The 25,670-nt window shown below is 46.3% G+C and carries 27 protein-coding genes, 2 tRNA genes and 2 pseudogenes; 20 read left to right on the top strand and 11 right to left on the bottom strand.

What is annotated here, in order from left to right; all coding sequences use genetic code 11:
- The first annotated feature begins 184 nt into the window (after positions 1–184).
- The 15 genes from ruvA to B5D35_RS08975 all read left to right on the top strand — a co-directional run bounded on the left by ruvA (position 185) and on the right by B5D35_RS08975 (position 13,179).
- Complete coding sequence (gene ruvA / locus B5D35_RS08905; protein WP_078752240.1) at positions 185–814, top strand: Holliday junction branch migration protein RuvA; 630 nt, start codon at positions 185–187, stop codon at positions 812–814.
- Positions 815–827: 13 nt separating this feature from the next.
- Complete coding sequence (gene ruvB, locus B5D35_RS08910) at positions 828–1,835, top strand: Holliday junction branch migration DNA helicase RuvB (RefSeq protein WP_078752241.1); 1,008 nt, start codon at positions 828–830, stop codon at positions 1,833–1,835.
- A 466-nt stretch (positions 1,836–2,301) separates the two neighbouring features.
- On the top strand, positions 2,302–3,888 hold the full coding sequence (cydA, locus tag B5D35_RS08915; RefSeq protein WP_078752242.1) for a cytochrome ubiquinol oxidase subunit I: 1,587 nt from the start codon (positions 2,302–2,304) through the stop codon (positions 3,886–3,888).
- A gap of 14 nt (positions 3,889–3,902) precedes the next feature.
- Positions 3,903–5,039 carry a cytochrome d ubiquinol oxidase subunit II gene (gene cydB, locus B5D35_RS08920; RefSeq protein WP_078752243.1) on the top strand — a complete coding sequence of 379 codons (1,137 nt, stop codon included), beginning with the start codon at positions 3,903–3,905 and terminating at the stop codon, positions 5,037–5,039.
- Between the two features lie 15 nt (positions 5,040–5,054).
- On the top strand, positions 5,055–5,165 hold the full coding sequence (cydX, locus tag B5D35_RS08925) for a cytochrome bd-I oxidase subunit CydX (RefSeq protein WP_078752244.1): 111 nt from the start codon (positions 5,055–5,057) through the stop codon (positions 5,163–5,165).
- Positions 5,155–5,460, top strand: a complete 306-nt coding sequence (locus tag B5D35_RS08930) for a cyd operon YbgE family protein (protein WP_244556541.1) — start codon at positions 5,155–5,157, stop codon at positions 5,458–5,460. The genes cydX and B5D35_RS08930 overlap by 11 nt, the downstream gene beginning before the upstream one ends.
- A 161-nt stretch (positions 5,461–5,621) precedes the next feature.
- Positions 5,622–6,035, top strand: a complete 414-nt coding sequence (gene ybgC / locus B5D35_RS08935) for a tol-pal system-associated acyl-CoA thioesterase (RefSeq protein ID WP_078752245.1) — start codon at positions 5,622–5,624, stop codon at positions 6,033–6,035.
- Complete coding sequence (tolQ, locus tag B5D35_RS08940) at positions 6,025–6,711, top strand: protein TolQ (RefSeq protein WP_078752246.1); 687 nt, start codon at positions 6,025–6,027, stop codon at positions 6,709–6,711. Before ybgC ends, tolQ begins: the two co-directional genes overlap by 11 nt.
- A 3-nt stretch (positions 6,712–6,714) precedes the next feature.
- A complete protein-coding gene (gene tolR / locus B5D35_RS08945; RefSeq protein WP_078752247.1) occupies positions 6,715–7,161 on the top strand; it encodes a protein TolR in 447 nt (148 codons plus the stop codon).
- A gap of 13 nt (positions 7,162–7,174) precedes the next feature.
- The gene (tolA, locus tag B5D35_RS08950) at positions 7,175–8,290 is read left to right on the top strand and encodes a cell envelope integrity protein TolA (RefSeq protein WP_078752248.1); all 1,116 of its coding nucleotides are present in this window, start codon (positions 7,175–7,177) and stop codon (positions 8,288–8,290) included.
- A 12-nt stretch (positions 8,291–8,302) separates the two neighbouring features.
- On the top strand, positions 8,303–9,655 hold the full coding sequence (gene tolB, locus B5D35_RS08955; RefSeq protein ID WP_078752249.1) for a Tol-Pal system beta propeller repeat protein TolB: 1,353 nt from the start codon (positions 8,303–8,305) through the stop codon (positions 9,653–9,655).
- Positions 9,656–9,687: 32 nt separating this feature from the next.
- The gene (gene pal / locus B5D35_RS08960) at positions 9,688–10,212 is read left to right on the top strand and encodes a peptidoglycan-associated lipoprotein Pal (protein WP_078752250.1); all 525 of its coding nucleotides are present in this window, start codon (positions 9,688–9,690) and stop codon (positions 10,210–10,212) included.
- Positions 10,213–10,227: 15 nt separating this feature from the next.
- Positions 10,228–10,968: a tol-pal system protein YbgF gene (ybgF, locus tag B5D35_RS08965; protein ID WP_078752251.1), complete on the top strand. Its 741-nt coding sequence runs from the start codon at positions 10,228–10,230 to the stop codon at positions 10,966–10,968.
- 152 nt (positions 10,969–11,120) lie between these two features.
- Complete coding sequence (gene nadA, locus B5D35_RS08970) at positions 11,121–12,182, top strand: quinolinate synthase NadA (RefSeq protein ID WP_078752272.1); 1,062 nt, start codon at positions 11,121–11,123, stop codon at positions 12,180–12,182.
- A gap of 142 nt (positions 12,183–12,324) precedes the next feature.
- On the top strand, positions 12,325–13,179 hold the full coding sequence (locus B5D35_RS08975; protein ID WP_078752252.1) for a bile acid:sodium symporter family protein: 855 nt from the start codon (positions 12,325–12,327) through the stop codon (positions 13,177–13,179).
- A gap of 58 nt (positions 13,180–13,237) precedes the next feature.
- On the opposite strand, the gene dbpA is transcribed toward B5D35_RS08975, so the two are convergent.
- Positions 13,238–14,623, bottom strand: coding sequence for an ATP-dependent RNA helicase DbpA (dbpA, locus tag B5D35_RS08980; protein WP_078752253.1), 1,386 nt, complete (start codon positions 14,621–14,623; stop codon positions 13,238–13,240).
- Positions 14,624–14,830: 207 nt separating this feature from the next.
- Positions 14,831–15,406, bottom strand: a complete 576-nt coding sequence (locus tag B5D35_RS08985; RefSeq protein WP_078752254.1) for a UPF0149 family protein — start codon at positions 15,404–15,406, stop codon at positions 14,831–14,833.
- 208 nt (positions 15,407–15,614) lie between these two features.
- Here B5D35_RS08985 and B5D35_RS08990 point away from each other — a divergent pair.
- Together B5D35_RS08990 and B5D35_RS08995 are read left to right on the top strand one after the other, a co-directional pair.
- Positions 15,615–15,702 (top strand) — tRNA-Ser (locus B5D35_RS08990).
- Positions 15,703–15,802: 100 nt separating this feature from the next.
- A complete protein-coding gene (locus tag B5D35_RS08995) occupies positions 15,803–16,285 on the top strand; it encodes a YehS family protein (RefSeq protein WP_078752255.1) in 483 nt (160 codons plus the stop codon).
- A 98-nt stretch (positions 16,286–16,383) separates the two neighbouring features.
- On the opposite strand, the gene B5D35_RS09000 is transcribed toward B5D35_RS08995, so the two are convergent.
- On the bottom strand, positions 16,384–18,006 hold the full coding sequence (locus tag B5D35_RS09000; protein WP_078752256.1) for a hypothetical protein: 1,623 nt from the start codon (positions 18,004–18,006) through the stop codon (positions 16,384–16,386).
- A 572-nt stretch (positions 18,007–18,578) separates the two neighbouring features.
- On the opposite strand from B5D35_RS09000, the gene B5D35_RS09005 reads away from it, so the two are divergent.
- Complete coding sequence (locus B5D35_RS09005; protein WP_078752257.1) at positions 18,579–19,838, top strand: DEAD/DEAH box helicase; 1,260 nt, start codon at positions 18,579–18,581, stop codon at positions 19,836–19,838.
- A gap of 112 nt (positions 19,839–19,950) precedes the next feature.
- Here B5D35_RS09005 and B5D35_RS09010 read toward each other — a convergent pair whose 3' ends face one another.
- From B5D35_RS09010 to yhfZ, 5 genes are read right to left on the bottom strand one after another with little or no spacing between them, the layout of a single operon-like run.
- A complete protein-coding gene (locus B5D35_RS09010; protein ID WP_078752258.1) occupies positions 19,951–21,252 on the bottom strand; it encodes a YhfT family protein in 1,302 nt (433 codons plus the stop codon).
- Between the two features lie 8 nt (positions 21,253–21,260).
- Complete coding sequence (locus B5D35_RS09015; RefSeq protein WP_078752259.1) at positions 21,261–21,620, bottom strand: DUF2620 domain-containing protein; 360 nt, start codon at positions 21,618–21,620, stop codon at positions 21,261–21,263.
- Positions 21,621–21,634: 14 nt separating this feature from the next.
- Positions 21,635–22,516, bottom strand: a complete 882-nt coding sequence (locus B5D35_RS09020) for a phosphotriesterase family protein (RefSeq protein ID WP_244556542.1) — start codon at positions 22,514–22,516, stop codon at positions 21,635–21,637.
- Positions 22,516–22,878, bottom strand: a complete 363-nt coding sequence (locus B5D35_RS09025; protein WP_078752261.1) for a PRD domain-containing protein — start codon at positions 22,876–22,878, stop codon at positions 22,516–22,518. The genes B5D35_RS09020 and B5D35_RS09025 overlap by 1 nt, the downstream gene beginning before the upstream one ends.
- A gap of 29 nt (positions 22,879–22,907) precedes the next feature.
- Positions 22,908–23,804, bottom strand: a complete 897-nt coding sequence (yhfZ, locus tag B5D35_RS09030) for a GntR family transcriptional regulator YhfZ (protein WP_078752262.1) — start codon at positions 23,802–23,804, stop codon at positions 22,908–22,910.
- Positions 23,805–24,043: 239 nt separating this feature from the next.
- Here yhfZ and B5D35_RS09035 point away from each other — a divergent pair.
- Together B5D35_RS09035 and B5D35_RS24285 are read left to right on the top strand one after the other, a co-directional pair.
- Positions 24,044–24,131 (top strand) — tRNA-Ser (locus B5D35_RS09035).
- A gap of 34 nt (positions 24,132–24,165) precedes the next feature.
- Complete coding sequence (locus tag B5D35_RS24285; RefSeq protein ID WP_157828334.1) at positions 24,166–24,336, top strand: hypothetical protein; 171 nt, start codon at positions 24,166–24,168, stop codon at positions 24,334–24,336.
- 12 nt (positions 24,337–24,348) lie between these two features.
- On the opposite strand, the pseudogene B5D35_RS09040 reads toward B5D35_RS24285, so the two are convergent.
- The 3 genes and pseudogenes from B5D35_RS09040 to B5D35_RS25615 form a co-directional block, all read right to left on the bottom strand.
- Positions 24,349–24,887 (bottom strand): annotated as a pseudogene (locus B5D35_RS09040) (IS3 family transposase); the annotation flags it as partial.
- Positions 24,880–25,206 carry an integrase core domain-containing protein gene (locus B5D35_RS25480; RefSeq protein ID WP_078752263.1) on the bottom strand — a complete coding sequence of 109 codons (327 nt, stop codon included), beginning with the start codon at positions 25,204–25,206 and terminating at the stop codon, positions 24,880–24,882. The pseudogene B5D35_RS09040 and the gene B5D35_RS25480, both read right to left, overlap by 8 nt.
- A gap of 62 nt (positions 25,207–25,268) precedes the next feature.
- A pseudogene (locus B5D35_RS25615) lies at positions 25,269–25,562 on the bottom strand (transposase); the annotation flags it as partial.
- Positions 25,563–25,670: the final 108 nt, after the last annotated feature.

A 25,670-nucleotide genomic window follows, 5' to 3' on the forward strand; every position in this document is an offset into this window, starting at 1 on the left:
AACGCAAAACTCTAAAATGACATCCTACTAGCGGGCGTAATGCCCGCTTTTCGTATCTATTCCTTTGGCAATTTGTGTCTGACCGCTTGCTCAATTCTGCCATTGAGTCTGGATTAAAACTGGATATCTATCCAGTTGTTTATTATCCTAACGGCAATTGTAACCAGAATACCGAGTCTCTATTGTGATTGGCCGATTACGCGGAATTTTGCTTGAAAAGCAACCACCTGAAATTCTTCTCGAAGTAAACGGCGTTGGCTACGAAGTGAGTATGCCAATGAGCTGTTTTTACGAACTGCCAGAAGTGGGTGAAGAAGCCATTGTTTATACCCACTTTGTTGTGCGTGAAGATGCTCAATTACTTTATGGTTTTAACACGACAGTTGAGCGGGCTTTGTTCCGAGAAGTCATTAAGGCGAACGGTGTGGGTCCGAAACTGGGCCTTGCAATTTTGTCGGGCATGACGGCAACCCAATTCGTTGACAGTGTTGAGCGCGAAGATGTCTCGACGCTGGTGAAAATCCCGGGCGTGGGTAAGAAGACAGCGGAACGACTGGTTATTGAAATGCGTGACCGCCTCAAAAACTGGCATGCCTTCGATCTGTTTACCCCACATGCCGACGCAGCTGCGCGTCGCGCTTCAAATACTGACACGGTGGTTGCGGCGTCGACAGCACCAAAAGACGAAGCAATCAGTGCACTTATTGCCTTGGGTTATAAAGCAGCGCAAGCTGAGAAAGTAGTTAAGCAAGTAGCACAGGACGGCATGAAGAGTGAAGCCATTATCCGTGATGCACTGCGTTCGATGGTGTAATGGAGCAATATAAATGATTGAAGCCGACCGACTGATGGGCACCGTGCCACCGAGCCGTGAAGATGACGTCATTGACCGTGCAATTCGACCGAAGATGTTGGCTGACTACCAAGGTCAGGATCATGTTCGCAGTCAAATGGAGATCTTCATTCACGCCGCACGTAATCGCCAAGAAGCACTGGATCACCTGTTAATATTTGGCCCACCGGGTCTGGGTAAAACGACACTTGCTCATATTGTGGCGAACGAGATGGACGTCAATATTCGTTCTACGTCTGGACCAGTGCTAGAAAAGGCAGGTGACTTGGCGGCGCTATTGACCAATTTGGAGCCGCATGATGTCCTCTTTATTGACGAAATTCACCGTTTGAGTCCTGTCGTTGAAGAAATTCTGTATCCAGCGATGGAAGATTACCAGCTCGATATTATGATTGGTGAAGGTCCAGCGGCGCGCTCGATTAAAATCGATTTGCCTCCGTTTACATTGATTGGAGCAACGACGCGCGCAGGTTCTTTGACATCGCCGCTTCGAGATCGCTTTGGCATCACTCAGCGTCTTGAGTATTACAATATCGCGGACCTCAAAGGAATTGTTCAGCGTTCAGCAAACTGTCTGAATTTGGACATGGTCGAGGAGGGCGCATATGAAATTGCTCGCCGTGCACGTGGTACGCCACGCATTGCCAACCGTCTTCTTCGCCGTGTGCGTGACTATGCGGAAGTAAAAGCGGATGGTCATATTAATGCGGATATAGCATCAAAGGCTTTGGATATGCTGGATGTTGATAATCTAGGCTTTGACTATATGGACCGGAAACTTCTTACTGCCATTATCGAGAAGTTTGATGGGGGACCGGTAGGCCTAGATAACCTTGCGGCAGCCATTGGAGAGGCTAAGGACACGATTGAAGATGTCATTGAACCTTTCCTTATTCAACAAGGTTATCTTCAGCGAACACCTCGCGGACGTATTGCTAGCCAGCGTGCCTACCTGCACTTTGGATTTGATCTCTCAGAGTAATCACTATACTTCATGAAGTAAGAGGCCAGCATGATCGTTGGCCTTTTTTACACCTGCAGTGTTGTAATTGTGTTATTCGCATTAATTTTATACGTAACCTGCTTAGGGTTTTCTATTCTTCGCCGGACTGTATTTAATGACTAAAAAGATGACGATGCTCAATAACACAATAAATAAGGGTTAGCGCAAACTGATTAAATTGACAGCAATCAATGCTTCAAAGGCCCAAATGCTTTGAAGACCATTGCCAGAATGTTTAATATTAGTTGTCACTATATTAGGGGGTGCTTAACAGAATCCTAACGAGTGAAGTACATAAGTGCAACATAATAATGGAGGGCTGTTCACACAGCTCCCGTAAGTAAGCTCGGTAAAGCGCGGCTTGCAAGCCTCGCATGTGTTTAAGCATTTACTTAACAACATGAAAATGTTGTGCGTCAGTCAGCCTGACGATGAAGGAGTTACCATGTTAACTGATATTGTGGATCTATCGCGGTTCCAATTTGCTCTCACCGCGATGTATCACTTTCTATTTGTCCCATTGACTCTGGGTATGGCCTTTTTATTGGCTATCATGGAGTCGCTGTATATAATGACTGATAAGCAAATCTACAAGGACATGACTAAGTTCTGGGGTAAGCTATTCGGTATTAACTTCGCACTAGGCGTTGCGACAGGCCTTACGATGGAGTTCCAGTTTGGTACAAACTGGGCATACTACTCTCACTACGTTGGCGATATTTTCGGGGCCCCACTGGCTATCGAAGCGCTAATGGCATTCTTCTTAGAATCAACCCTCGTGGGTATGTTCTTCTTCGGCTGGGATCGCCTATCCAAGCGTCAACACCTTACTGTTACTTGGTTAACAGCTATCGGTTCTAACTTTTCAGCGCTTTGGATTCTGGTCGCGAATGGTTGGATGCAAAACCCTGTAGGTGCAGAGTTCAACTTCGAAAGCATGCGAATGGAAATGGTGAGCTTTGCTGAAGTTGTACTTAACCCAGTTGCTCAGGTGAAATTCGTTCACACTGTTGCAGCGGGCTACACAACGGGCGCAATGTTCGTTTTGGGTATCAGTGCTTACTATTTGCTGAAAGGCCGTGATGTGGCGTTTGCGCGTCGTTCATTTGCGATTGCAGCGTCTTTCGGTATTGCAGGCATCCTGTCTACGATCGTTCTGGGTGACGAGTCTGGCTATGAGCTGGGTGACGTTCAGAAAGTAAAACTGGCTGCTATTGAAGCAGAGTGGCACACCGAGCCAGCACCAGCAGCATTTACGCTGTTCGGTTTCCCTAACCAAGAAACCATGGAAACTGATTACGCCATCAAGATCCCATACGTAATGGGTATCATTGCGACGCGTTCATTCGACAAAGAAGTTACGGGCCTACGTGATCTGGTCGACGAGCACGAAGTGCGCATCCGTAACGGTATGATTGCTTACGGACTGCTTGAAAAACTGCGTGACGGTGATAAAACCCCTGAAAACTTGGCTGCGTTTGACGCAGTGAAGAAAGACTTGGGTTACGGTCTGCTGCTGAAAGAGCACACGCCAAACGTTGTTGATGCAACGGAAGCGCAAATCAAACAAGCCGCTAAAGATTCTATTCCACAGGTAGCACCGCTGTTCTGGAGCTTCCGCATCATGGTTGCGTGTGGCTTCGCAATGCTGTTCATCTTCGGCATGGCGTTCTACCAAACTTGTCGTCAGAAGATCGACGAGAAACCTTGGGTTCTAAAACTGGCTCTGTTGGCGATTCCACTGCCTTGGATTGCATCTGAAGCAGGTTGGTTTGTTGCCGAGTACGGTCGTCAGCCTTGGGCTGTGGGTGAAATTCTGCCAGTTCATATGGCAGCGTCAAATCTGCCACCGTACGAAATCATTACTTCATTGGTTGCCATCATTGCACTGTACACCGTGTTCCTGATCGCTGAAGTTTACCTGATGGTTAAGTTTGCTCGTAAAGGCCCAAGCAGCCTGAAGACTGGCCGTTACCACTTTGAACAGCAAAAGACTCCTGAATCGGATCTTGCGCGTCAGGTTGAAGCATAAGGAGAGCTTGAGCGATGTTTGATTACGAAATCCTACGATTGATCTGGTGGTTGCTGATTGGTGTACTACTGATTGGCTTCGCCGTGACCGATGGTTTTGACATGGGTGTGGGTGCGTTGGTGCCTGTTATCGGTAAAACCGACAACGAGCGCCGTGTCATGATTAACTCAATCGCGCCACACTGGGATGGCAACCAAGTATGGTTGATCACCGCAGGCGGTGCGTTATTTGCTGCATGGCCTTTGGTTTATGCCGTGTCATTCTCGGGTTTCTACCTGGCGATGATTTTAACACTGGCTGCGCTGTGGTTCCGTCCTATTGGTTTCGACTACCGTTCAAAGATTGAAGACCCACGCTGGCGTAAAGCATGGGATGCTGCGATTTTCATTGGTGGTTTTGTTCCGCCAATTATCTTCGGTGTGGCATTCGGTAACTTGCTGCAAGGTGTTCCGTTTGAACTTAGCGAACTGCTGGTCCCAACGTACCGTGGAAACTTCTTCGGTCTGCTGAATCCATTTGCGATTCTGTGTGGTTTGGTGAGCTTGTTCATGATCGTGACGCAAGGTGCAACCTGGCTACAAATGAAAACCACAGGCGACCTGCACACACGTTCTCGTAACGTGGCGCAACTGACAGCAGTTCTAACCGCTGTGTGTTTTGCGATTGCAGGCTTCTGGGCACAAAGCATTGAAGGTTATGTGATCACCAGTGAGATCATCACCAATGCGACGTCGAACCCGCTGACGAAAGAAGTCACCACGATGACAGGTGCGTTGTTCAACAACTACAACGAATACCCACTATTGTGGATTGCACCGGCACTGGCTGTGATCATGCCACTGTTGGCAGCTGCATCGTCGCGTTTTGAGCGTTGTGGTTTTGCGTTCTTGTTCTCAAGCTTGGCGATTGCGGGTGTGATTTTGACAGCGGGCTTTGCGTTGTTCCCATTCGTTATGCCATCAAGCCTGTTCCCATCACAGAGTCTGACCATGTGGGATGCAACGTCGAGTGAATTGACGCTGAACATCATGACTGTCGTTGCGTTTGTTATGGTTCCAATCATTCTGGGTTACACCACTTGGTGTTACTACAAAATGTTTGGCCGCTTGGATGACAAGTTCATCGAAGAAAACAAGAACTCACTGTACTAAGAGAAGGAGTAGACCATGTGGTATTTCGCTTGGATTCTAGGTGTATTGCTGGCGTGCTCGTTCGGTATTATCAATGCGCTTTGGTTAGAACACACTGAAGCCATGGATCACGACAGTGAAGAGTAAGCTCATCGCTTTGTTAGACGGTCTCCATGACCGTCTACACAAGCGCGTACTGATGTTGTTCTCTCTGGCTATTGCATTAGCGTGTGGCGGTCTCGTTATGTGGGATCCGCAAGCATTTGCTGCCAAGTTAGGGGGATTTACTGTTGCGAATGGATTGCCGTTGATTTGGGCGACCTGTACTGGGTTAATCCACGGTATGGCGTTCAAACCGCGTCGATGGTTTTGGCAACTTGTCTTTTTCCCACCCTTTGCGTGGGTCATCATGACAGTCATGTTGGTTCAGGCTTATACCTGACAGAAACACATATCGGTACTTTAAACAGCTCGGGTAACCCCCGAGCTGTTTTATTTTGCGCCATTCGTGACACGCTTCGTTGCTTCGAGGTTTCAATATGTTGAGCAAGTCAGTTATAGTATTCCGCTAAACCATATTACGGATTTCAGGTAATTATTCGGATGAGTCATCTCCATCCTTTTTGTTGGCCAATACGCGTGTATTACGAAGACACGGATACAGGTGGTATTGTCTATCATGCGAACTATCTCAAATACTTCGAGCGTGCGCGCACCGAACTATTGCGTAGTATAGGTGTCAATCAACACGTGCTGTTTGAAGAGCACACTGCATTCGTTGTCCGCCATATGGACATCGACTTTTTTAAAGGCGCTACGTTAGACGAATCGCTCACTGTTCAAACAACGGTGTCAGAATTACGTCGCGTGACCCTAACTTTCTGTCAGGATTTAGTTAATTCAAAGGGCGATGTGTTGTGCCGGGCCTTGGTTAAGGTAGCCTGTGTCGACTCTGAGAAAATGAAACCTAAATCCATTCCTATATCGATTCAATCGGAGATTTTTAGTGAGCGCTGAACTTTCAATTCTTGATCTGTTTTTGCAGGCTAGTCTGCTGGTAAAAGCAGTGATGTTGGTTCTGCTTGGCATGTCAGTTGTGTCTTGGGCGATGATCATCAAACGTTCGCAAGTACTTTCACAAGCGTCAGCAAAAGCGGAACGCTTCGAAGACCGATTCTGGTCAGGAATGGACTTATCTCAACTTTATCAAGAAGTACAAGCTCGCAAAGATAGCCTGACAGGCAGCGAGCAGATTTTTTACTCTGGCTTTAAAGAGTTTGCACGTCTTCATCGCAGCAACGGCAAAGTGCCTGATGCAGTGATGGATGGCACATCGCGTGCAATGCGTGTGTCTTTGTCCAAAGAAGTTGAAGCGTTAGAAACGAATCTTCCTTTCCTTGCAACCGTGGGTTCAATTAGCCCGTATATCGGTCTGTTTGGTACCGTATGGGGCATCATGCACGCCTTTATCGCACTGGGTGCTGTGAAGCAGGCTACGTTGGCAATGGTTGCGCCTGGTATTGCAGAAGCACTGGTTGCTACAGCGATGGGGCTGTTTGCTGCGATTCCTGCGGTAATGGCGTACAACCGTTTGACGTCTAAAGTCGGCAAGTTAGAAAACAACTATGTGAACTTTATGGAAGAGTTCTCAAGCATCTTGCACCGTCAGGCATTTGCCGCACCGAAGGAGTAAGCCATGGCTTATCAACCTAAACGACGGAAAATGACGGCCGAGATTAACGTCGTTCCTTATATCGATGTGATGTTGGTGCTGCTTATCATTTTTATGGTGACAGCACCATTCGTTACTCAAGGAGTAGACGTTGACCTTCCTCAGACTTCGACAGCGAAAACAGCCACTGAATTAGCGAAAGAAGAAGACAGCGGCGCGTTTATTATCGTCGAAGTGGACCAGAATGGCGGCTTGGGTCTTAGCGTGAACAATGGTGACATGGTTCGCGGACTGACATTACAAGATATGCTGATTCGAGTACGCGCTGAATTGGAAATCAATCCGAAATCACCTGTTTTAGTCGGTGGTGATGGGCGTGTGCCTTATTCCGAAATCATTCTTACCCTGGATGCATTGAACCAGGCGGGAGTCTCTTCTGTGGGACTGATGACCGAACCGCTTGATTCATAGAATGAGAAAGTGAATGAAGAATAAAGAGAACAATAATTATACGGGTGCCACGGTCATATCTTTTGTGCTTCATGGTGCACTTATAGGTGGTTTGCTCTGGGGCGCAGATTTCAGCAAAGTCGTTCACCAGCCTTCAGGGCAAAGCATCGAAGCGGTTGTGATTGACCCAAGTGTCGTGAGTGCGCAGGCAAAGAAAATTCGTGAACAACGTGACGAGGCGAAACGACAAGAGAGTGACCGCTTAAAGCGCTTGGAGCAGCAGGCTGAACAACTCGAAAAGCAGCGTGAGCATGAAGAAAAACGCTTGCGCGAATTGAGAACTGAAAAGTTGGCCGCTGAAAAAGCAGCGCGTGAAGCGGAAACTGAGCGTAAGCGCATTGCAGAAGCGAAAGAAAAAGCTGCCGACGAACAGCGCAAGGCAGAAGCCGCCGCACGCGTAGCGAAAGAGAAAGCTGCAGCCGCGGAAGCGGAGCGAGTGCGTCGTGTTGAGCAACAACAAAAAGCCGAAGCTGCTGCGAAGAAAGCGGAAGCCGACCGTCAGCGAGCTGAACAAGAGCGTTTGAAAGCAGAAGAAGAACGCAAACGTCAGGTTGCTGAGAAGAAAAAGGCGGAAGAAGAAGCTCGCAAAGCGGATGAAGAACGCAAGCGTAAGCTAGCGGAGAAGAAAAAAGCGGAAGAAGCTGCGCGTAAAGCGGAAGAAGCTGCGCGTAAAGCAGAAGAAGCACGTAAGGAAGCCGAGCGTAAGGCTGCTGAAGCCAAACGTAAGCAGGCAGAGCAGGAGGCTGCCCTTAACGAGCTTTTTAGCGGTCTCGAGTCGGAGTCCGCTACGCGGGATACGGCTCGAGGGCGACAAATGGCAAGTGAAGTGGATCGCTTTGGCAGCATTTATAGACAAATGATTACACAAAACTTGCTGGTCGATGACAATCTTCGAGGTCAGGAGTGTATTGTTAAAATGCGTCTATCCGGCACAGGTTTGTTGTTGGACGTGTCTGAAGTGGGCGGAAACGCTGCTTTATGTCGCGCAACGAAAACAGCAGTATTAAAAGTGTCTTCCTTTCCCATGCCGGAAGACCAAGATGTCGCAGCACAGCTCAAAGATATTGAGTTGACTGTGAAACCAGAGTAAGAGGGATACTTCATGCTGAAACGCGCATTCTTTGGCGTCATTACACTGATGTTGGTGATCATTCAGCCAGCTTATGCAGAGCTTAAACTCGTTATCACTGAAGGGGTAAACTCAGCTCGCCCTATCGCTATCGTTCCTTTTAAATGGGACGGCCCAGGGAAGTTGCCGACGGATGTGTCCTCCGTTATTGCGTCTGATTTGCAGCGTAGTGGAAAGTTCAGCCCAATCCCCACGGATAAAATGCCTCAAACGCCTTATAGCGATGAGAGTGTTGATTACAATGATTGGACCGCATTAGGGGTTGATGCCTTAGTGACGGGTGAAATCAGTCAAACACCAGATGGTAAGTATTTGATTGAATATCAACTTATTGACGTGGTTCGTGGACAGCTGACAGGCGGGAAGAGCAAAGGCTTGTCTGCAAGTGGCGAACTGGTGCTGACTAAAGACCACTTGCTCTTGAACAACCGCAAAGTGGTTTCAGGTAAACAACTTCGTCAATATGCACATCGAATTTCAGATTTGGTGTATGAAAAGCTGACGGGAGAGAAGGGGGCGTTTCTGACGCGAATTGCGTATGTCGTTATTGATGACAAAGCAGACTACCCGTACCAGCTACGTATTGCGGATTACGATGGCTACAACGAATTATTAGTACTTCGTTCAAAGCAACCGTTGATGTCACCAGCTTGGTCGCCAGATGGCAAGCAACTGGCATACGTAAGTTTTGAAAACGGCCAGGCCCAGATCTTCTTGATGAACATTTACACCGGTGATCGCGAAATGATTTCGTCATTCCCGCGTCACAATGGCTCACCACGTTTCTCGCCGGACGGCAGTAAGCTGGCGTTGGTTCTCTCTAAAACCGGAAGTTTACAAGTCTACGTGTTGGATTTGAAAACACGAAAAATGGAGCAGATCACGAAAGGCCGAGCTAATAACACAGAGCCATTCTGGGATCCAGACGGGAAGTCTTTAATCTTTACGTCAGACCGGGGTGGTAAACCACAGATTTATCGAGTAAATTTAGCCGATGGTTCTACGAGTCGGATTACATGGCAGGGCAGCCAGAATCTCGGTGGTCAAATTACACCCGACGGTAGGTACCTGGTAATGGTTCACCGCTCGGACTCAGGCTACAACATTGCAAAGCAAGATTTGCAAACGGGCGCTGTTGAGATTTTAACGAAAACGATGTTGGATGAATCTCCGAGTCTTGCACCGAATGGTAGCATGGTAATTTACAGCTCAGTTTATGGGCGTGATAACGTACTTTCGTTGGTTTCTATTGACGGACGATTCAAAGCGCGTTTACCAGCAACAAACGGGCGAGTGAGAGCTCCATCATGGTCCCCGTTCCAATAATATTTGCGCTTATTTGATATAAGGAAAACAAGATGCAAGTTAATAAAGTACTTAAGGGTTTGGCAATTGCGCTGCCAATGTTCACTCTGGCGGCTTGTAGCTCAAGCGACAGCTCTACTGATAGCACAGCGGGATCTCAAACTAATCAAGGTTCTGAAACCACTATCGTGACGCCAGTAGACGGTGGCCAAGGCGCATTGACTGAACAAGAAATTCGCAACAACGAACTGCGTCAGTCTCAGACTATTTACTTCAACTTTGATGACTACTCAGTTTTGCCACAGTTCGAAAATATGCTGGATGCACACGCTGACTTCCTGCGTGAAAATGCTGAAGTTAAAGTGGTTGTAGAAGGTCATGCGGATGAGCGTGGTACGCCTGAATACAACATCGCGCTGGGCGAGCGTCGTGCAAATGCAGTAGCTAAATACCTGCAAGCACTGGGTGTTTCTGCGTCTCAAATTTCTATCGTAAGCTACGGCGAAGAGAAACCTTTGGTGCTAGGCCAGAGCGACGAAGCTTATGCGAAGAACCGTCGTGCGGTTCTGGTTTACTAATTTAAGGTAAATCCTATGAACAGTAACACTTTGCGTTGTCTTTCGCTGGCGTTACTGGTGAGTGCGGCAGCCCCTGTGGCTGCCGCACCTGCTCCGGTGACTGAATTGGGTGGCAGTAGCGGCGGCAGCAGCTCTGTTGAGCGCTTGGAGCGAATGCTTGAAGCTCGAAATCAAATGCAACTAGATATGCAGCGTCAACTCGACCAAATGGCGGGAGAGCTTGATAATCTACGTGGCACAGTAGAAAGAAACAGTTACGAATTAAACCAGATGTTGGAACGCCAACGTGATCTTTACCGAGAAATTGACACGTTGAGAAATGCGAAACCAGCACCTGCTCCGGAAGCGAAACCGGAAGCTCCTGCCCCAACAGAGAAATACTCGACAGATCAAACAGAAAACGCAGAATATGATGCGGCAGTAAATCTGATTCTGAAAGAGAAAAACTATGTTGGCGCGACAGAAGCATTTAATGCATTCCTTGCGAAGTATCCAGAATCCATTTATACGCCGAATGCGCATTACTGGCTGGGCCAACTTTACTTCTCCAAAAGCGAATTGGATGCCGCGAAGAAGCATTTCACAGCAGTAAGTCAGTTTGCTAAGTCCAGTAAACGCGCCGATGCATTGTTGAAGTTGGGTATTGTTGCTCAACGCCAAGGCGATACTGCCGGTGCAAATACCTTGTTCCAGAGTGTTATCAAAGAATATCCTGGCACAACAACGGCAAATCAAGCCGAAAAGCAGCTGAACTAATAAGTAAAATCTCCCTATAAAGCCGACAAAACTGTCGGCTTTTTCTTTTTCAAAATTTCCACATCTGTGCTTAATATCGACGTCATAAAGAGTAAACATTCAGCTGTAAGCTGGTTATAATGGGCGAATTGCAAGCAAATCTGAGTGTGTCGATGAGCCAGATTATCAATACCGCAGAGACGGTATATCCCTTCCCTCCGAAACCGGAGGTGCTGTCTGAGCAACAAAAAGCAGACTACATCTCAAGCATCAAACAACAGTTAAAAGAAAATGATGCCGTGATGATTGCCCATTATTACACCGATCCTGAAATTCAGGCATTGGCTGAAGAGACGGGTGGATTCGTTGGTGACTCGCTGGAAATGGCGAAGTTTGGTAACAAGCACCCGGCAAAAACACTTCTTGTTGCTGGCGTCCGGTTTATGGGCGAGAGCGCGAAAATTCTAACGCCAGAAAAAACGGTGTTAATGCCGACTCTGGAAGCAGAGTGCTCGTTGGATCTGGGCTGCCCAGAAGACCGCTTTACTGCATTCTGTGATGCGCACCCTGATCATACCGTTGTTGTCTATGCCAATACATCGGCTGCTGTAAAAGCGCGCGCTGATTGGGTGGTAACATCTTCAATTGCATTGGAGATTGTTGAACATCTAGATGATGACGGTAAGAAGATTATCTGGGGTCCGGATCGTCATCTTGGCTCATATATTGCGGATAAAACGGGCGCAGACATGCTGTTGTGGCAAGGTGAGTGTGTTGTTCATGATGAGTTTTCTGCTAAAGCGCTGAAAGACATGAAAGCTGTGTATCCCGACGCCGCGATTTTGGTCCACCCCGAGTCACCAGCAAGTGTGGTGGAGTTAGCTGACGCTGTCGGCTCAACCAGTCAGCTAATCAAAGCGGCGAAAGAGCTACCTAACAAGCAATTGGTTGTCGCGACTGACAAAGGCATTTTCTTTAAGATGCAGCAAATGGTGCCTGAGAAAGAGCTTATCGAAGCCCCAACAGCGGACGCAGGCGCAACTTGTCGTAGCTGTGCACACTGTCCTTGGATGGCGATGAATGGCCTTAAAGCAATCGACATTGCACTACGCGATGGTGGCGAAGAGCATGAAATTCACGTTGATGAAGCTATTCGTGTTAAGTCACTTATTCCTTTGAACCGTATGTTGGATTTCGCAGCGGAATTGCAGATGCAGGTAAAAGGGAACGCGTAAGGTCAAAGAAATTAATACCCAAACAACAGTCAAACTCGCTGAGTCCAGCATCTTCAAGTTGTTTGGGTATATTAAAAGGCGGGCATTATGTTCGCCTTTTTTGATCGTGTAGCAGTACAAACTGAGTGAATAAGGAAAGTGTATGAGTCAAGCAATGTTGACCATTGGATTACCTTTGGCCCTTGCATGGATGATGTTTTGTGTGGGTTTAACGCTAACGCTGGCAGACTTTAAACGTGTTGGACAATATCCCAGCGTTGCCTTTGCGGGTCTCTGTGCGCAATTACTCGGTTTGCCTGCAATCGCCTTCGTTCTCGTCTATATGCTTAATTTGCCGGAAGTCGTGGCGATTGGCCTTTGGATCTTGGCCCTCGCACCCGGCGGTGCGTCATCGAATGCGATTAGCCATCTTGCTGGCGGAGACGCGGCGTTATCTATTACCATGACGGCGATTAGCAGCTTAATCATCCCGTTTAGCTTACCTTTGCTGTTGCCGCTCCTATATCCAGAAGTCTCTGCTGCGATTCCGGTGAAAACGGCGATCATGCAGCTTATCGCGGTGACATTGGTTCCCGTGTTATTCGGTATGGTGTTGAATCACTTCATTCGCGGTAAGCGGTTTGACGCGTTTACCGAGTTCGCAGGAAAATCTGCCCTCTGGGCATTGTTTTTTACGGTTGCGGTGACGCTCGCTGCAAATACCTCAGTATTCAATCAGCTGTTTTCACAAGCGTCTGTGGCTGTCCTAACCTTGTGTCTGTTAGGGATGGGGCTGGGATTGGCTGTGTCCAAATTGTTTCGTGGTGATGCCAAGCTTTCAAAAACGTTTGCTATAGAGGTAGGCGTTCAAAATGCGGGGACGGCAATTTTTGTTGCGGTGGTTCAGTTAAAACAACCTGAGCTAGCATTAACACCGCTACTCTATGGGGTATTAATGAATATTCCCGTGGTGATTTTGATAGCTTTAAACCGCCGTTCTCAAGCACAAACCGCGTAAATTGTGCCAGAGACTAAAAAGCCGTCATAACGACGGCTTTTTGCTATTTTACAAATGATTAGCGCAGTTGCCAAACACGGTGAGTTTTACCTTTAATCTTACCGGTAGACAGCTTCTTAAGTGCCTTTTTCGCGACACTACGGTTAACCGCAACGTAAGAGCGGTAATCCGTCACTTTGATTTTACCTACATCTTTACCTTCGATGCCATCTTCGCCTGTCAAAGCGCCTAAGATATCGCCAGGGCGGACTTTGGCTTTCTTGCCGGCTTCAATGTGTAGCGTGATCATTGCAGGCTGTGGTGGCGTGTTGTTCAGTACTGAGTTGTCTGGAAGCGTAGCGCTTTTAATCTCATGCTCAAGATAATCTTCCAGCAGAGCCACTTTATAGCCGTCTTCGTGACCAAAGAAGGTATATGCAGCGCCTTTGCTACCCGCGCGACCAGTACGGCCGATACGGTGAATATGCACTTCGGTATCGAATGCCATGTGGTAGTTGATCACTGCATCCAGTGCATCAATGTCTAAACCACGTGCAGCAACGTCGGTTGCAACCATCACTGTCACGCTTTTGTTTGCGAACTTAAGCAACATTTGGTCACGATCGCGTTGCTCCAAGTCGCCGTGCAGTGCAACAACGGAAAAGTCGTTGTCTTCCAGCGCGGCCGCGACGTCTTTTACATCGCGCTTGGTATTACAAAACACGACTGCACTTTCTGGCTGATGTTTAAGCAGTAACAAACGCAGCGCATGCATACGGTCGTTGTTGCCATTACATTCGTAGAAGTATTGGGTGATGCTGCTGCTGTCGTGGTTTGATTCCACTTTTACCGTCACAGGGCTAGTCATGATCTGCTTACTGATGTTTTGGATCTGAGCAGGATATGTCGCACTGAACAGCAAGGTTTGGCGATCGGTTGGTACGTCAGCAAAAATAGCATCTAGCGCTGGTTGGAAGCCCATCTCCAACATACGGTCAGCTTCATCTAGGACGAGAGTGTTCACTTCTTCCAACGACAAGCGGCCTTTTTCCATGTGGTCAAGAATACGACCCGGCGTACCGACGATAATGTGCGCGCCGTGCTCCAGTGACCCGATTTGTGGGCCAACAGGTACACCGCCACAAAGGGTCAGCACTTTAATGTTGTGAATACCACGCGCCAGCTTGCGAATTTCAATTGCAACTTGATCAGCCAGTTCGCGAGTTGGGCAAAGTACCAGCGATTGCACGCGGAAGCGTTTAACGTTCAGGCGGTTAAGCAGGCCCAGACCAAACGCGGCTGTTTTACCTGAACCTGTTTTACCCTGAGCAATCACATCTTTGCCTTCAAGAATAGATGGAAGGCTTTGTGCTTGTATTGGAGTCATTTCTGAATAGCCAATATCATTCAGCGTTGAGATAAGCTCTGGCTTCAACGGGAGGGTAGAAAATGCTTGTTTGGTCACAGTGATAGTCCTGCGCTGCACGTCGTCATTCGGCAACGTTGATGTTAAGAATCGTCATTTTCTGGCTTTGCGATGACGCAAAAAAAAGCCAGAGCGTGAAATAGGGGCAGGACTATAGCAGGATTGTATGAAAAGTTCGCGTTTTGATTTAGATGCACAGAAGAAAGGTTTTCAGGCGGGAGCAAACCCGCCTGCGCAGAGTATGGATTATTCAGCCTCAACGCGTTGAAGCGCACGCATTGTCAGGCCACAAAGCATGACTGGCATTGCATTGAATATTTCTTCGAACTGTGCCAAGTCAGCGACACCTTGTTCTTCCATCGCAGCAAATGCGGCTTCTGGGTCAAACATCAAACTGATTGAGAGCAGTACACCGCCAAGCAGCGCATTGTCTTCAGAATCTTCTGGCATGATGGTTTCCCAATCGTCACGCGCCAGTGTCCAGCCCTGAAGCATGCCTTCACAATATTCGCGAGTCGCTTCATTCACAATATCTACATCGCTCAATTGGCACTCTTCTGGCCATTTCCAACCGTTAGACAATAACGCCTCTCGCTGCGCATTCCATAGATTGATAATGATATTTGCGTACGCTTCGAGTTGTTCGTGCGTTGAGAATGGTGACTCTTTTTCGCCACCCCACATGAATGCAAGCCATTCGCTCGGGTCGATAAGATTTGGAGCTGCAGCCATTGCAGTGACAAAGCCTTCTGTTTGCATTACGGACAACAGATTAGGTTCCAGACCGTTTTCGGTAATGAATTGCGTTAGCGCGTTAGACATGTGTGACTCTCTCGATTAATTCAGGGCCATATTCTAACAGTGGGAAAGGCTTGTGGAGAAGAGGTTGGCTGAGGATACGTCAATAAAGCGAGTTTTTGACGCAAACATAAACACTTAAGCGGGAAATTTGCAATAAGCGTTGACGCAGGCGTAGTCGTTCCTTATAGTAGCGGCCTCGTTGAGACGAGCAAGTCCAACAACTAATTTTGGTGAGGTGTCCGAGTGGCTGAAGGAGCACGCCTGGAAAGTGTGTATACGGCAACGTATCGAGGGTTCGAATCCCTCCCTCACCGCCATATTTAGAAACAAAGCCCCGCTCGAGAGAGTGGGGCTTTGTTTTTATGCGTTTTATCCAGTTACTGCTGGTATTGATGATACTCAACGTTAGGAATTATTTTGACAAACAACGACATTCTTCGCCGTATTCGCTATACCTTTGATTTTAAAGATTCTCAGATGGTTGAGATTTTTGCTGCTGCCGACCACGCTGTTACGCAAGAAAACGTGGTAAATTGGTTGCGGAAAGACGATGACGCGGCCTTTGTTAAAGCGACGGACACTGAGCTGGCGATTTTCCTGAACGGTTTGATCAATACCAAACGCGGCCGACGCGAGGGTGAGCAGCCTGCTCCTGAAAAACGCCTTAACAACAACATGATCTTCATGAAGCTTCGCATCGCGTTAAACATGAAAGCTGATGATGTTCTGGCCGCCCTAGAACTGGCAAACTTCCGATTTGGTAAACATGAACTGAGTGCTTTTTTCCGTAAGCCAGACAATAAGCACTACCGTGAATGTAAAGACCAGATCCTGAGAAACTTCCTGATGGGTGTGCAACTGCAATTGCGCCCTGATTCTTCTCAAGAAGACGCAGAATAATCAAAGCGCTATCAGCGGGCTGTTATCAGCCCGCTTTTTCTATCTTTCATAGAAAAATTCAAGCGATTACTTGGGTTTAATTAGGAGTGATAGAGCAATTACAGTATGGGCTTGAACGCTACCTCGATAGCTGTTTTTTCTGTCACAGGACCCACAGTAAATTGGTTAGTCTGCTCCAACACAATGGTGGTTCCGTTCACTTTTACATAGTCTACGGCATAGCCTTTTTCTGGCGTTAGCACAAAAATTTGCTCTTCATTTTCGGCAACGAAAATATTTTCATTCGGCGAAATCGTACCAAAATACTCAATTGTTGAACTCTGACAAGCCTGGCCTTTCACCCATGGCCCCCAATCTGATGCTCCCGGTTCTTCTCCTGTACTCCACCAGTTGTTTGTCCAAAGGTATCCGTTATGTGAAACCGTTGAATTTGCGGGGTATCCCACAAGACGATCCCAACTTGGCTCAGTGCAAACATTAGTGTCAACTTGGTGGCCTTGCACTGACACAGTAATTTGGTAATGAGGTGTGACATCTCCATCTAACGCGGTTGGTGCGCTCATCCACGAGATGATTTGGCTGAAAGGTACAATTCTGACCTCAGAATGACTGAGCATATAGTCTAAGAATTCCTCAAAAACCTCACGGCGCATTTGTGCATCTTCGGTTTTACGGTCATGGTACATATCAGTATGTACACCTAGTAACAATGGTGCTCTGTTACCGTTCAAACGTTGATCGAACGTATATTTTAGTGTTGCTAATAACTCCTTTTTATTTAAGTTAAACTCATAGAATAAATCATAGTCTAGACCTTTTATTTTACCGTCTGATTTGTTGAAATAAGGCTTTTTCTGAGCGGCCACATCACGTAAAGAATAATCGAGTCCATATTTTTCAGCCTCATTATCTGGAGGGACGATAAAAGTATATACAGGCAAGGACCAGAAGCCGGCGTAAGTGGAAATAGGTTCAGATTGTCCATTCGCAACCCTTTCCTCATTACCTGGGCTACCAAAATCTAATGTATATGGCCAATAGTGATTTGTTCCATCCTGGTTGGTTTGGAAGCCTTCTTCTATACTGACATCGTATGAGAAACCTGCTTTAATCATGGCTTTGAATGTATTGTCATTGAATTTTAAAAATGGTGTGCGAAATCCTTTTAAATCATCGGGATTGATACCAATTCCGTTTGACGCATTGGGTGATTGAAGTGACTCATTTGGATTATAGGGGCGTGTAAGGAAGTCACTGCAGTCTTTAATTTCTTTATACCAATCGGCTTCGCTTCTTTTTTCTCCACCGGGTGCATGGTGCACAGTATGATTACCGATTTCATGCCCATCTAAATACGCTTCACGCCATGCTTTTTTTACCCAAACAGGGTTTTCTGCTGTCCAATCCATACCGTAAGTACACGTATTATAAAAAGAGACACGTGCCGGTGTACCATCAAATGTTGCGAGGTTTCCGTTTCCAGCAGGGTTACTTCTTACTTTGAATAGATCAATGGCCCATTTCATCCCGCCTTCACCAAGACCCAGTTCGGGATATCCCGAATACATATTGTCATCAAATCCAAATGAAACAAACATTGGAACTTGTTGTGGCAGTAACCCACCAGGAGGCTGAGAAGATGGAGCGAGTTGATCAGCAGCGAATACAGTTGTCGAGAATGCCATTGAAAGATAAATGGCTCTCCGTAAAGTAAACTTCATATTATATCCTTATAAATTTCGGCTAAAAATAACCTAATTGATTTAGGTCGGAATTAACTTAATGGTAATTAATAAGGAAGTCTTTTTGTGATTATATTGAAAATATCCAACTTCGACGAATGATTGATTTTTTATGATTGAATTTCTGCTATTTTTGCAAACGGTGAATTTAGTATTGTTGAAGTGTTATTGTTATTGTTATTGTTATTGTTATTGTTATTTTAAATGTATAGTTGTGGCTTCTGAGTTTTCTTTGATTGATTAATGTTTAATATATTTATTTTTTGATGTTTCTGAGGTGGGCGATTAATTTAATTTGTCGGACTAATGATTTGTTTTATCTGTAATAATTGAAACAAAGCCGCAGTTTTAATCTGAATGTTGATTTTTTATTCTAATCTCGATGTTTGTTGTGTTTTTATGCTGTAGACCATTTTTATCTTCTTCAATATCGTAACCTCATTAATTCTATGAGTGTTAATGCTTGGATGTTTGCCCCTATTCTGACACTGTATTCATTCGTTTTCGTGCTACACTTCGACCCTTGTTTTACATTAATGCTAAGCACCCCAATGTCATCTCAAATTTCACAAACCTTTTCTTCTTTAGGCCTTGAGTCCAAAATCATCGATGCACTTCCGCTTAAGTGTAAGGTGCCTACGTCTATACAAGCGCTTGCTACACCGGTGATTATTGCCAAAAAGGATGTTTTAGCACTTGCTGAGACGGGGAGTGGTAAAACATTGGCATTTGGGCTGCCATTACTTTCGATGCTCCTAAAGAGCGACGAGGGAAGCCGCGCCTTGATTTTGGTGCCGACAAGAGAGCTCGCTTCTCAAGTTAGTAAAGTTATGGATGAAGTGGCAACACCGCTCAGCATCAAGACAGTTATGCTTTGTGGTGGTGTTGATAAGGCGTTACAACGTGAGGCGTTGTTATTAAATCCTGATGTCATTATCGCTACTCCCGGCAGATTGCGAGACCTGATTAATGATGACGCAATTCATCTCGCTCATGTACGTCACCTTGTGCTGGACGAAGCGGACAGGCTGTTAGACATGGGCTTTTGGCCAGATATCAAACAGATATTGTCGTCTTTGCCATGCGAGCGTCAGACCTTGATGTTTTCAGCAACGTTGCCTGATGATCTTGGCGCACTGGTGGCTGAAACGCTACGTGAGCCTGTAATGATCAAGGCGAATGCGGTAAACAGTGTGGTTGAGCGTATCGAAGAGCGGTTATATCTCGTTAATAAGGGCAGCAAAGCGAACGTGCTGATTGACCAGATAAAAGAAAACAAATGGCCTCAAGTGCTGGTGTTTATTGGTGCGAGAGATAATGCCGATGCGCTTTGTAAAAAGTTAAATAAAGCGGACATTACCACTAGTGCTCTTCATGGCGATAAATCGCAAGTTGAGCGTGAGCAGGCGCTGGACGCGTTTAAAAACAAACAAACTCAGGTTCTGGTTGCCACAGATTTGTTGGCTCGCGGGATCCATATAGATGACTTGCCTGTTGTCATTAACGTTGAATTGCCATCAAACCCGGCCGTGTATGTCCATAGGGTTGGTCGAACTGCGCGGGCAGGTCAGGAAGGTTTAGCCATTTCACTGGTTAGTCATGGCGAGAGCGAATACTTACAATCAATTCGTGATTTGACCCAGCGTGGATTGCCTTTGGCTGAACTTGAAAAATTTCCTGTGACGGACAAACCTTCGTCAGGTGACAGTAAGCGTGCTCCGCGAGATAAAAAGGCAAATCGCCGTACGGCGCAGAAAAAGAGTGTTAAGCAGTTTCAAGGGAAAGCAAAACCTAAACGCGCCAAAACCTAAACGCGCTTAGTACTGCATTAAATCCACGGAATGTTGTGAAAAGAAACCCAAGAAATTCTTGGGTTTCTTTTCTTTTGGGGTGTTTTTTGTTCAGAGGTGATAAATGGAGATATCACACTGCGAATAACCCCAAAACATAAAGAAGGTTTAAAGATAGCCCTGTTAGGATGGTTGCAGCAGCGGGTGCGGCAATTTTCAGAACAGGTCGGCCTAATGTTTCATTGAGGAAATAGTACACCGCAAAGAGGCAGAGGCCTGTTGTTGAGCCCATTTTCATAACCGCCAATACGCCCCCAACCAAAAGCGCGAACTCCATCAACACATTCATGGCGTCTCGGATGTTGTCGGAGGCATTTCTTAACGAAGGATAAGCTTCTAGTGCGTGGCTGATTTTTCTTAGGAGATGAATTTCAACGATGATTGTTATAGCCCCCAGCACGGCTGCAGTAAGGAGATTCGGGGAAATATAGCCCACCACAAACACAAAAGTAAGGCCAACCATACCGTAGATGCCGGTGGTCAAAGCCGCTAAGACGATAAGCGGTGCAAAACCAAGACCACGAAGTGCTTCAGCCGTGGCGATTTGGGCTATGGCACTATTTCGACTATCAGCGTCTTGCAATGTATATGCCTCGGCTAAGGGGTAGATAGAGACTTCCGAACCAGCCAAGTAACCCGCATTGACGACAACGGCAATTAACGCCCCCGTTAACGAGAGAAAAGGAAGATGCTTTTTTAGTTGTATAAACCGCTCATCATATAAACCGTGAATGCTGCTCATGTCCGGTGGATTGTTGCCATTTTTCAGCTCTTTGAGATCATGCTTGATGGCGCAGACAAAAAGAACCACTGTGCCGACAAGCATTTGAACGGCTTCAGGATATAGCCCTGAAAATTGTACGACGACCAAACGCGCAACCAGAATGGTCATTGCGCAAACCACACCGGCTCGCCAACCAAACTGCTTAAAGACGGCAAGCAATGGAAACAGCGCGATGACAGTTATTACAGGTGTGGCCATCTCTGAGAAGAGATCTGTCATGTCTAGAGGCAGGACAGAGAGTAGGGCTTCTATCCCTACGAGACCAGTAACGACAAACAGACCCCAACATCCTCCCGCGAGCGCGGCGAGCCACCTGCTGCCAATAAGAACGCCGAGAACATCCGTAGGCAAAAAGAGTAGCCACGGGTTTAGAAGGCCTGTTGAAAGCGTGAAAGAGAGTCCCACCGATACGCTAAACCCAATAGACAGGCCAAACGCAATGGAGCCAGCCTGTTTTCGCTGCATATTCCCAGTGAGAACTTGTGGGAGTATCGGTCTTAGGCCGTCATGAAAAACTGATGCGCTCATGTTTGCTAGGAGTGCCGTCATCGCACACAGTGCAGTCACCGTGACCAGTTGTAGCAAGTCCATAGAAAATCCTACAATACGGCGAGGTGCTTCGTGAGCATAGGGATCGCATGTTCTATATGCTCAACCGACAAGCCAAAAGCCACTTTTCCTTCATCGAGAAAACGTGCAATTTCATCGCTCTTTGCCTGAATAGACGGTTTCGCAATAGTGCAACTTTTTGGGTACCCGATAATCGCGATAGCCATAGAGAGTGCCGCTCCTGCCCCTGTGTTGCAACAACCAATGTAGTAATCCAGTTCGCCCGTTTTTACTTTCATGGCGGCATCTATATCATTCATCATGTGACATTCAAATTTGCCACATGCAGTCGCCTCAATGTGTCGCTTAATTTGCTCGCGTTGTAATCCAGCAATGCCGATTTTCTTCATTGTATTGCCTTGGTTTAATTAAAGAGGGTGTAAGGGTTATGGCGTAGCATTGTGTCTACTTGTTGCTGGGAAAAACCCCTTTCCAGTAACGCGGGGAGAAATGTCTCTATGAGATAAGTAAACCCTGGCCCACCATTGTTTTTCAGGTGGGAACGGCGTGTGATATCCATAGAGAGCATTACGCGGGTAAGCAAATCGCGTTTCGCCAATTCTTCCAACATATCGATGCGTTGCTCATCGGGAAAGTAGCTATTTTTTCCAATGGTATCGAATTGGACATAGCAGCCTTGGTCGATGATCCATAGCATTTTGTCAAGATTATTTTTCAGGTCGCAATGCCCGATTGTGACCCGAGAAAGATCCGCACCGCATTGTTTCAAAAGGGCAATTTGATCTTTTCCCATGGTGCTGAATGAAAGATGCGTCGAGATAGGGCGGCCTGTTTCGTATTGTGCCATCGCCGCAGCTTTAAACACTTTCTGTTCGGTTTCAGAGAACGCATTGTCACTGCTGCCAATCTCACCGATAAGAGACGCTTTTAATGGACTGCCGTCGATGCCGATGTTTATTTCTTTTATCATTTCATCGCGAATGTCTTCGGCACTTTGCGTGTACAGCTTTTTTGGGAAAAACCCTTCGATGTAATATCCGGTAGAAAGCAGAATATTCATCCCGGAATCGCGCATCAAACATTCAAGAAAATGAGGATTTCGGCCCATATAACGATTAGTGACTTCAACGATATTTGAGACGCCAAGGTTTACGAGATCGCGCATTTCATCGCAGATCAGTGCGTATTGGTCGAGTTTGCAGTCGATATCGCCTTTTTGTTCAGATAAGTCGATATACAAATGCTCGTGGCAATATGTGTAGCCTTCGTTATTTATGGGCATCATTAATCCTCAATCGCTGCATAGTGCAAAGACAGTAAATTACTAAGCATAAAGGTGTTTTCTGATGTTGGAACCGAGATACCCAGCATGCCTGCAATTTCATTGTTCAGTGAAGAAATAGTGCAATAAAGGGGATCGCTGGTTATATCTTCAAACAACTCTGGGTCCATGCCTTTGTCTATGGGCTCGTTCGCTTTGATGCGATCAAATGCACGTGCAAGGTGAGTGATTGCCATTTGGAACTGTTCGTTGTCAGACGCGAGACCGAGTCGCTGAGAAAGAAGCACACTTACATCATTGCATCTCCGAGCGGCTTCTTCACTGATGACTTGTGCTTGTGATAACAGGGTTAGCCTTTCGTGCATTACGGTACTTCCTTGTCAATATTCGAGAATTAATAGCTAGGAATGATCTCCCCGTTGATCACGGCTTCTTGGTGCTCAAGCAGGGTGTGAATGTTCAAGAGCTTTCTCATTAAACTGCACATGTAGGGGGAATCACTGTTGACCAGAATGACGGCCTCTGAGGCTTGTTGACACTCTGGAATATGAGAAAGTGAGAGCTCCGTGAGGCTAGCGCAACTGGCGTCGACGGCTTCAGGAAGCCAGACAACAGCATCAATCGTTCCAGTTTTTAAAAGGTTAAGACTGTCGGTGTAGTTGATTTCAACAATTTCGACATCGTGATTCGGAAACGCCTTCTCGGTCAAAATCTTTTGGTCAGGAGATGACGGGTCAACACCGACCTTTTTGATGTTGTTGACTTCGTCTTTGCGGCAAATAAGTTTGTGTTCAAGAGAGTAGGTTTGTGTGCCTAAATCAAAGGCAATCTTTACACCAGGACCGACTGCTTTCGCGGCTAATTTGGACATGATCGCGACGTCATACGTCCCTTTCTTTAGGCACTCCGATCGCGCATCTGCACCGCGCATGTGCGCAAAATAAAGCGGAAGATGACCCATTTGCATCTTCAAGCCGCTTGCGAGGCCTTCATAGTGCTTGGTATAAGGCAATGGCATTGCGCAAACGAGGTGACTAAACCCTGCTTTTTTGACCAGCGCTTCGTAATTGAGCATATCAATGAAGGTGCCGTTACGACCTTGTTTTCGCAGCGTAATTGCACCTTCCGATTCAAGCGTGGTCAACGCCTTTTGGATAAAACCCACGGAAACTTCAAATTCGTCAGAGAGTGAGTCGATCGTGCGGAGCCTTTCTTTGGCTTCCGTGGTGATCAAATATCTGGCGATATTGATAATCGCAGACCCTTCTTTACTGATATAGCGATGCGGCATAGTTACAATCTTCAATATATTGAAATAATAATTTATAGGTCATTGTACGTTGAGGAAATAGAGATTTCTGCGATATGTGATGCTGATCAGTACATTTGTTGTTCTAAGTTCGCTGTGACGATAACCGTTTGATTAAATGGTATTCATTTGATTATGAGTTTGCTTTCAAGGCATTGACGGTGAGTCCGTAAATCTTTATAGTTGCGACCCTGTTGAGGCGACAAGTCCAACAACAATACGGTGAGTTGTCCGAGTGGCTGAAGGAGCACGCCTGGAAAGTGTGTATACGGAAACGTATCGAGAGTTCGAATCTCTCACTCACCGCCACATTCTGTGAGCCCTTGTAGCATAAGGAATTTTTATGCTACAAGGGCTTAGTTGTTTCTGGCGTAGCTACCAAGTGGTACAAAAGGTAGGTACAAATGGGCATTATGGCAACACCACGCTACGCATCAAAGTCCTAAGTGAAGCTCCAGACCATCTAGAAAACGCTCAAAAGCAGATTAAATTAGAAACGCTGAAGTTGAGTTGAATTGTCACCGACTCAATAGACACCTTTGAGCCTTTCTATTAATTGCTTTTCGTAATCTACAGGCGACAGCTGGTTGTTGGAACCATGTCGACGCTTAACGTTGTAGACCATCTCAATATACTCAAAGATATCTAACCTAGCGTCTTCTCTTGTCGTGTATATTTTCCGTTTTATACGTTCTCTTTTCAGCAACTGAAAGAAGCTTTCTGCAACCGTATTGTCGTGACAGTTGCCTTTTAGACTTACACTCGCCTCTAAGCATGTTGCGTTAAAAAGTTATCCCAGTCATTGCTGGTATATTGACTACCTTGGTCTGAATGAACGAGTACCTTATCCGTTGGCGAACGATGCCAAATCGCCATCAACAAAGCATTCAAAGCCAATTCATTTGTGATTCGGCTTTTCATCGACCAACCAACCACGCGCCTTGAGAACAAATCAACAACAACGGTCAGATATAGCCAGCCTTCATGCGTCTTAATGTACGTAATGTCTATTACCCATGATTGATTAGACTCAGTAGGATTGAACTCTCTTGCTAGCTTATTCGGCAATTCTCAATTTTTCCCTCGCATCTTCCAATGATAAGAACGAACGACTAATTAAGCACTCATCCTTAAAGCTGCAATTGAAGGACTCGAAAAACGGGTTATCCGTTGGTTTCCCGGGCCTTGAGAAGTCCAAGATAACCTCTCTCTCATACGCCCATTTGCTGAAGACTTTCTTGTGATTGATTAGCCGGCCTTCGCGTTGAAGCAAAATATGAATACGTTGATAACCATAACGAATTCGCGTGGCTCCAATATCTTTAATACGTGCTCTTAGTGCCGTGTCAGGGCCTTTTATCGAACGGTAGCAATAGGCCGACATGCTGATTTCTATCAGCCTACATGCTCAATGCAGTGAAGTACGGTAAGCCACTCCAAGGTTATTGACGAACTCTCGGCGTTTCGCTGGCTTTAGAGCTTTTTTGAAAGGACATCTTGCAATGTTTGCATATCAAGTCTCAAATCTGCCACCATCCGTTTAAGGCGTTGGTTCTCCACTTCCAACTGATTTAAACGGCGGAGTTCAGAGACACCAAGATCACTATACTTTTCCTTCGAGTTGTAAAATGTCGTTTCGGAAACGCCAATTTAACGGCACATTTCAGCCATGCGAGTTCTTGTCTATGCCTGCCTTAAGGAAAAAGCAATCTGTTGTTCGGTATATTTGGTTTTCTTCATAGCAACTCAGCTCCCATGACTTCCTGATATTGCCAAATTCCTTTAGCTTAGGCCGATACGATTTTTAGGGAAGAGGCCACCATTTGTGCTTTCGCTTTATTTCGCAGA

Source organism: Enterovibrio nigricans DSM 22720, from assembly GCF_900167155.1.
GTDB classification, from domain to species: Bacteria; Pseudomonadota; Gammaproteobacteria; order Enterobacterales; family Vibrionaceae; genus Enterovibrio; species Enterovibrio nigricans.

Excerpts from the sequence above, each read along its gene's own strand:
- B5D35_RS09015 (WP_078752259.1), bottom strand. The coding sequence starts at position 21,620 with ATGAAGAAAATCGGCATTGCTGGATTACAACGCGAGCAAATTAAGCGA.
- B5D35_RS09000 (WP_078752256.1), bottom strand. The coding sequence starts at position 18,006 with ATGAAGTTTACTTTACGGAGAGCCATTTATCTTTCAATGGCATTCTCG.
- B5D35_RS24285 (WP_157828334.1), top strand. The coding sequence starts at position 24,166 with ATGCTACAAGGGCTTAGTTGTTTCTGGCGTAGCTACCAAGTGGTACAA.
- tolB (WP_078752249.1), top strand. The coding sequence starts at position 8,303 with ATGCTGAAACGCGCATTCTTTGGCGTCATTACACTGATGTTGGTGATC.
- ruvB (WP_078752241.1), top strand. The coding sequence starts at position 828 with ATGATTGAAGCCGACCGACTGATGGGCACCGTGCCACCGAGCCGTGAA.
- B5D35_RS09025 (WP_078752261.1), bottom strand. The coding sequence starts at position 22,878 with ATGCACGAAAGGCTAACCCTGTTATCACAAGCACAAGTCATCAGTGAA.
- B5D35_RS09010 (WP_078752258.1), bottom strand. The coding sequence starts at position 21,252 with ATGGACTTGCTACAACTGGTCACGGTGACTGCACTGTGTGCGATGACG.
- pal (WP_078752250.1), top strand. The coding sequence starts at position 9,688 with ATGCAAGTTAATAAAGTACTTAAGGGTTTGGCAATTGCGCTGCCAATG.
- ybgF (WP_078752251.1), top strand. The coding sequence starts at position 10,228 with ATGAACAGTAACACTTTGCGTTGTCTTTCGCTGGCGTTACTGGTGAGT.
- B5D35_RS08985 (WP_078752254.1), bottom strand. The coding sequence starts at position 15,406 with ATGTCTAACGCGCTAACGCAATTCATTACCGAAAACGGTCTGGAACCT.
- cydB (WP_078752243.1), top strand. The coding sequence starts at position 3,903 with ATGTTTGATTACGAAATCCTACGATTGATCTGGTGGTTGCTGATTGGT.
- tolA (WP_078752248.1), top strand. The coding sequence starts at position 7,175 with ATGAAGAATAAAGAGAACAATAATTATACGGGTGCCACGGTCATATCT.
- B5D35_RS09005 (WP_078752257.1), top strand. The coding sequence starts at position 18,579 with ATGTCATCTCAAATTTCACAAACCTTTTCTTCTTTAGGCCTTGAGTCC.
- B5D35_RS09020 (WP_244556542.1), bottom strand. The coding sequence starts at position 22,516 with ATGATGCCCATAAATAACGAAGGCTACACATATTGCCACGAGCATTTG.
- nadA (WP_078752272.1), top strand. The coding sequence starts at position 11,121 with ATGAGCCAGATTATCAATACCGCAGAGACGGTATATCCCTTCCCTCCG.
- cydX (WP_078752244.1), top strand. The coding sequence starts at position 5,055 with ATGTGGTATTTCGCTTGGATTCTAGGTGTATTGCTGGCGTGCTCGTTC.
- B5D35_RS08975 (WP_078752252.1), top strand. The coding sequence starts at position 12,325 with ATGAGTCAAGCAATGTTGACCATTGGATTACCTTTGGCCCTTGCATGG.
- cydA (WP_078752242.1), top strand. The coding sequence starts at position 2,302 with ATGTTAACTGATATTGTGGATCTATCGCGGTTCCAATTTGCTCTCACC.
- tolR (WP_078752247.1), top strand. The coding sequence starts at position 6,715 with ATGGCTTATCAACCTAAACGACGGAAAATGACGGCCGAGATTAACGTC.
- B5D35_RS25480 (WP_078752263.1), bottom strand. The coding sequence starts at position 25,206 with ATGTCGGCCTATTGCTACCGTTCGATAAAAGGCCCTGACACGGCACTA.
- yhfZ (WP_078752262.1), bottom strand. The coding sequence starts at position 23,804 with ATGCCGCATCGCTATATCAGTAAAGAAGGGTCTGCGATTATCAATATC.
- ybgC (WP_078752245.1), top strand. The coding sequence starts at position 5,622 with ATGAGTCATCTCCATCCTTTTTGTTGGCCAATACGCGTGTATTACGAA.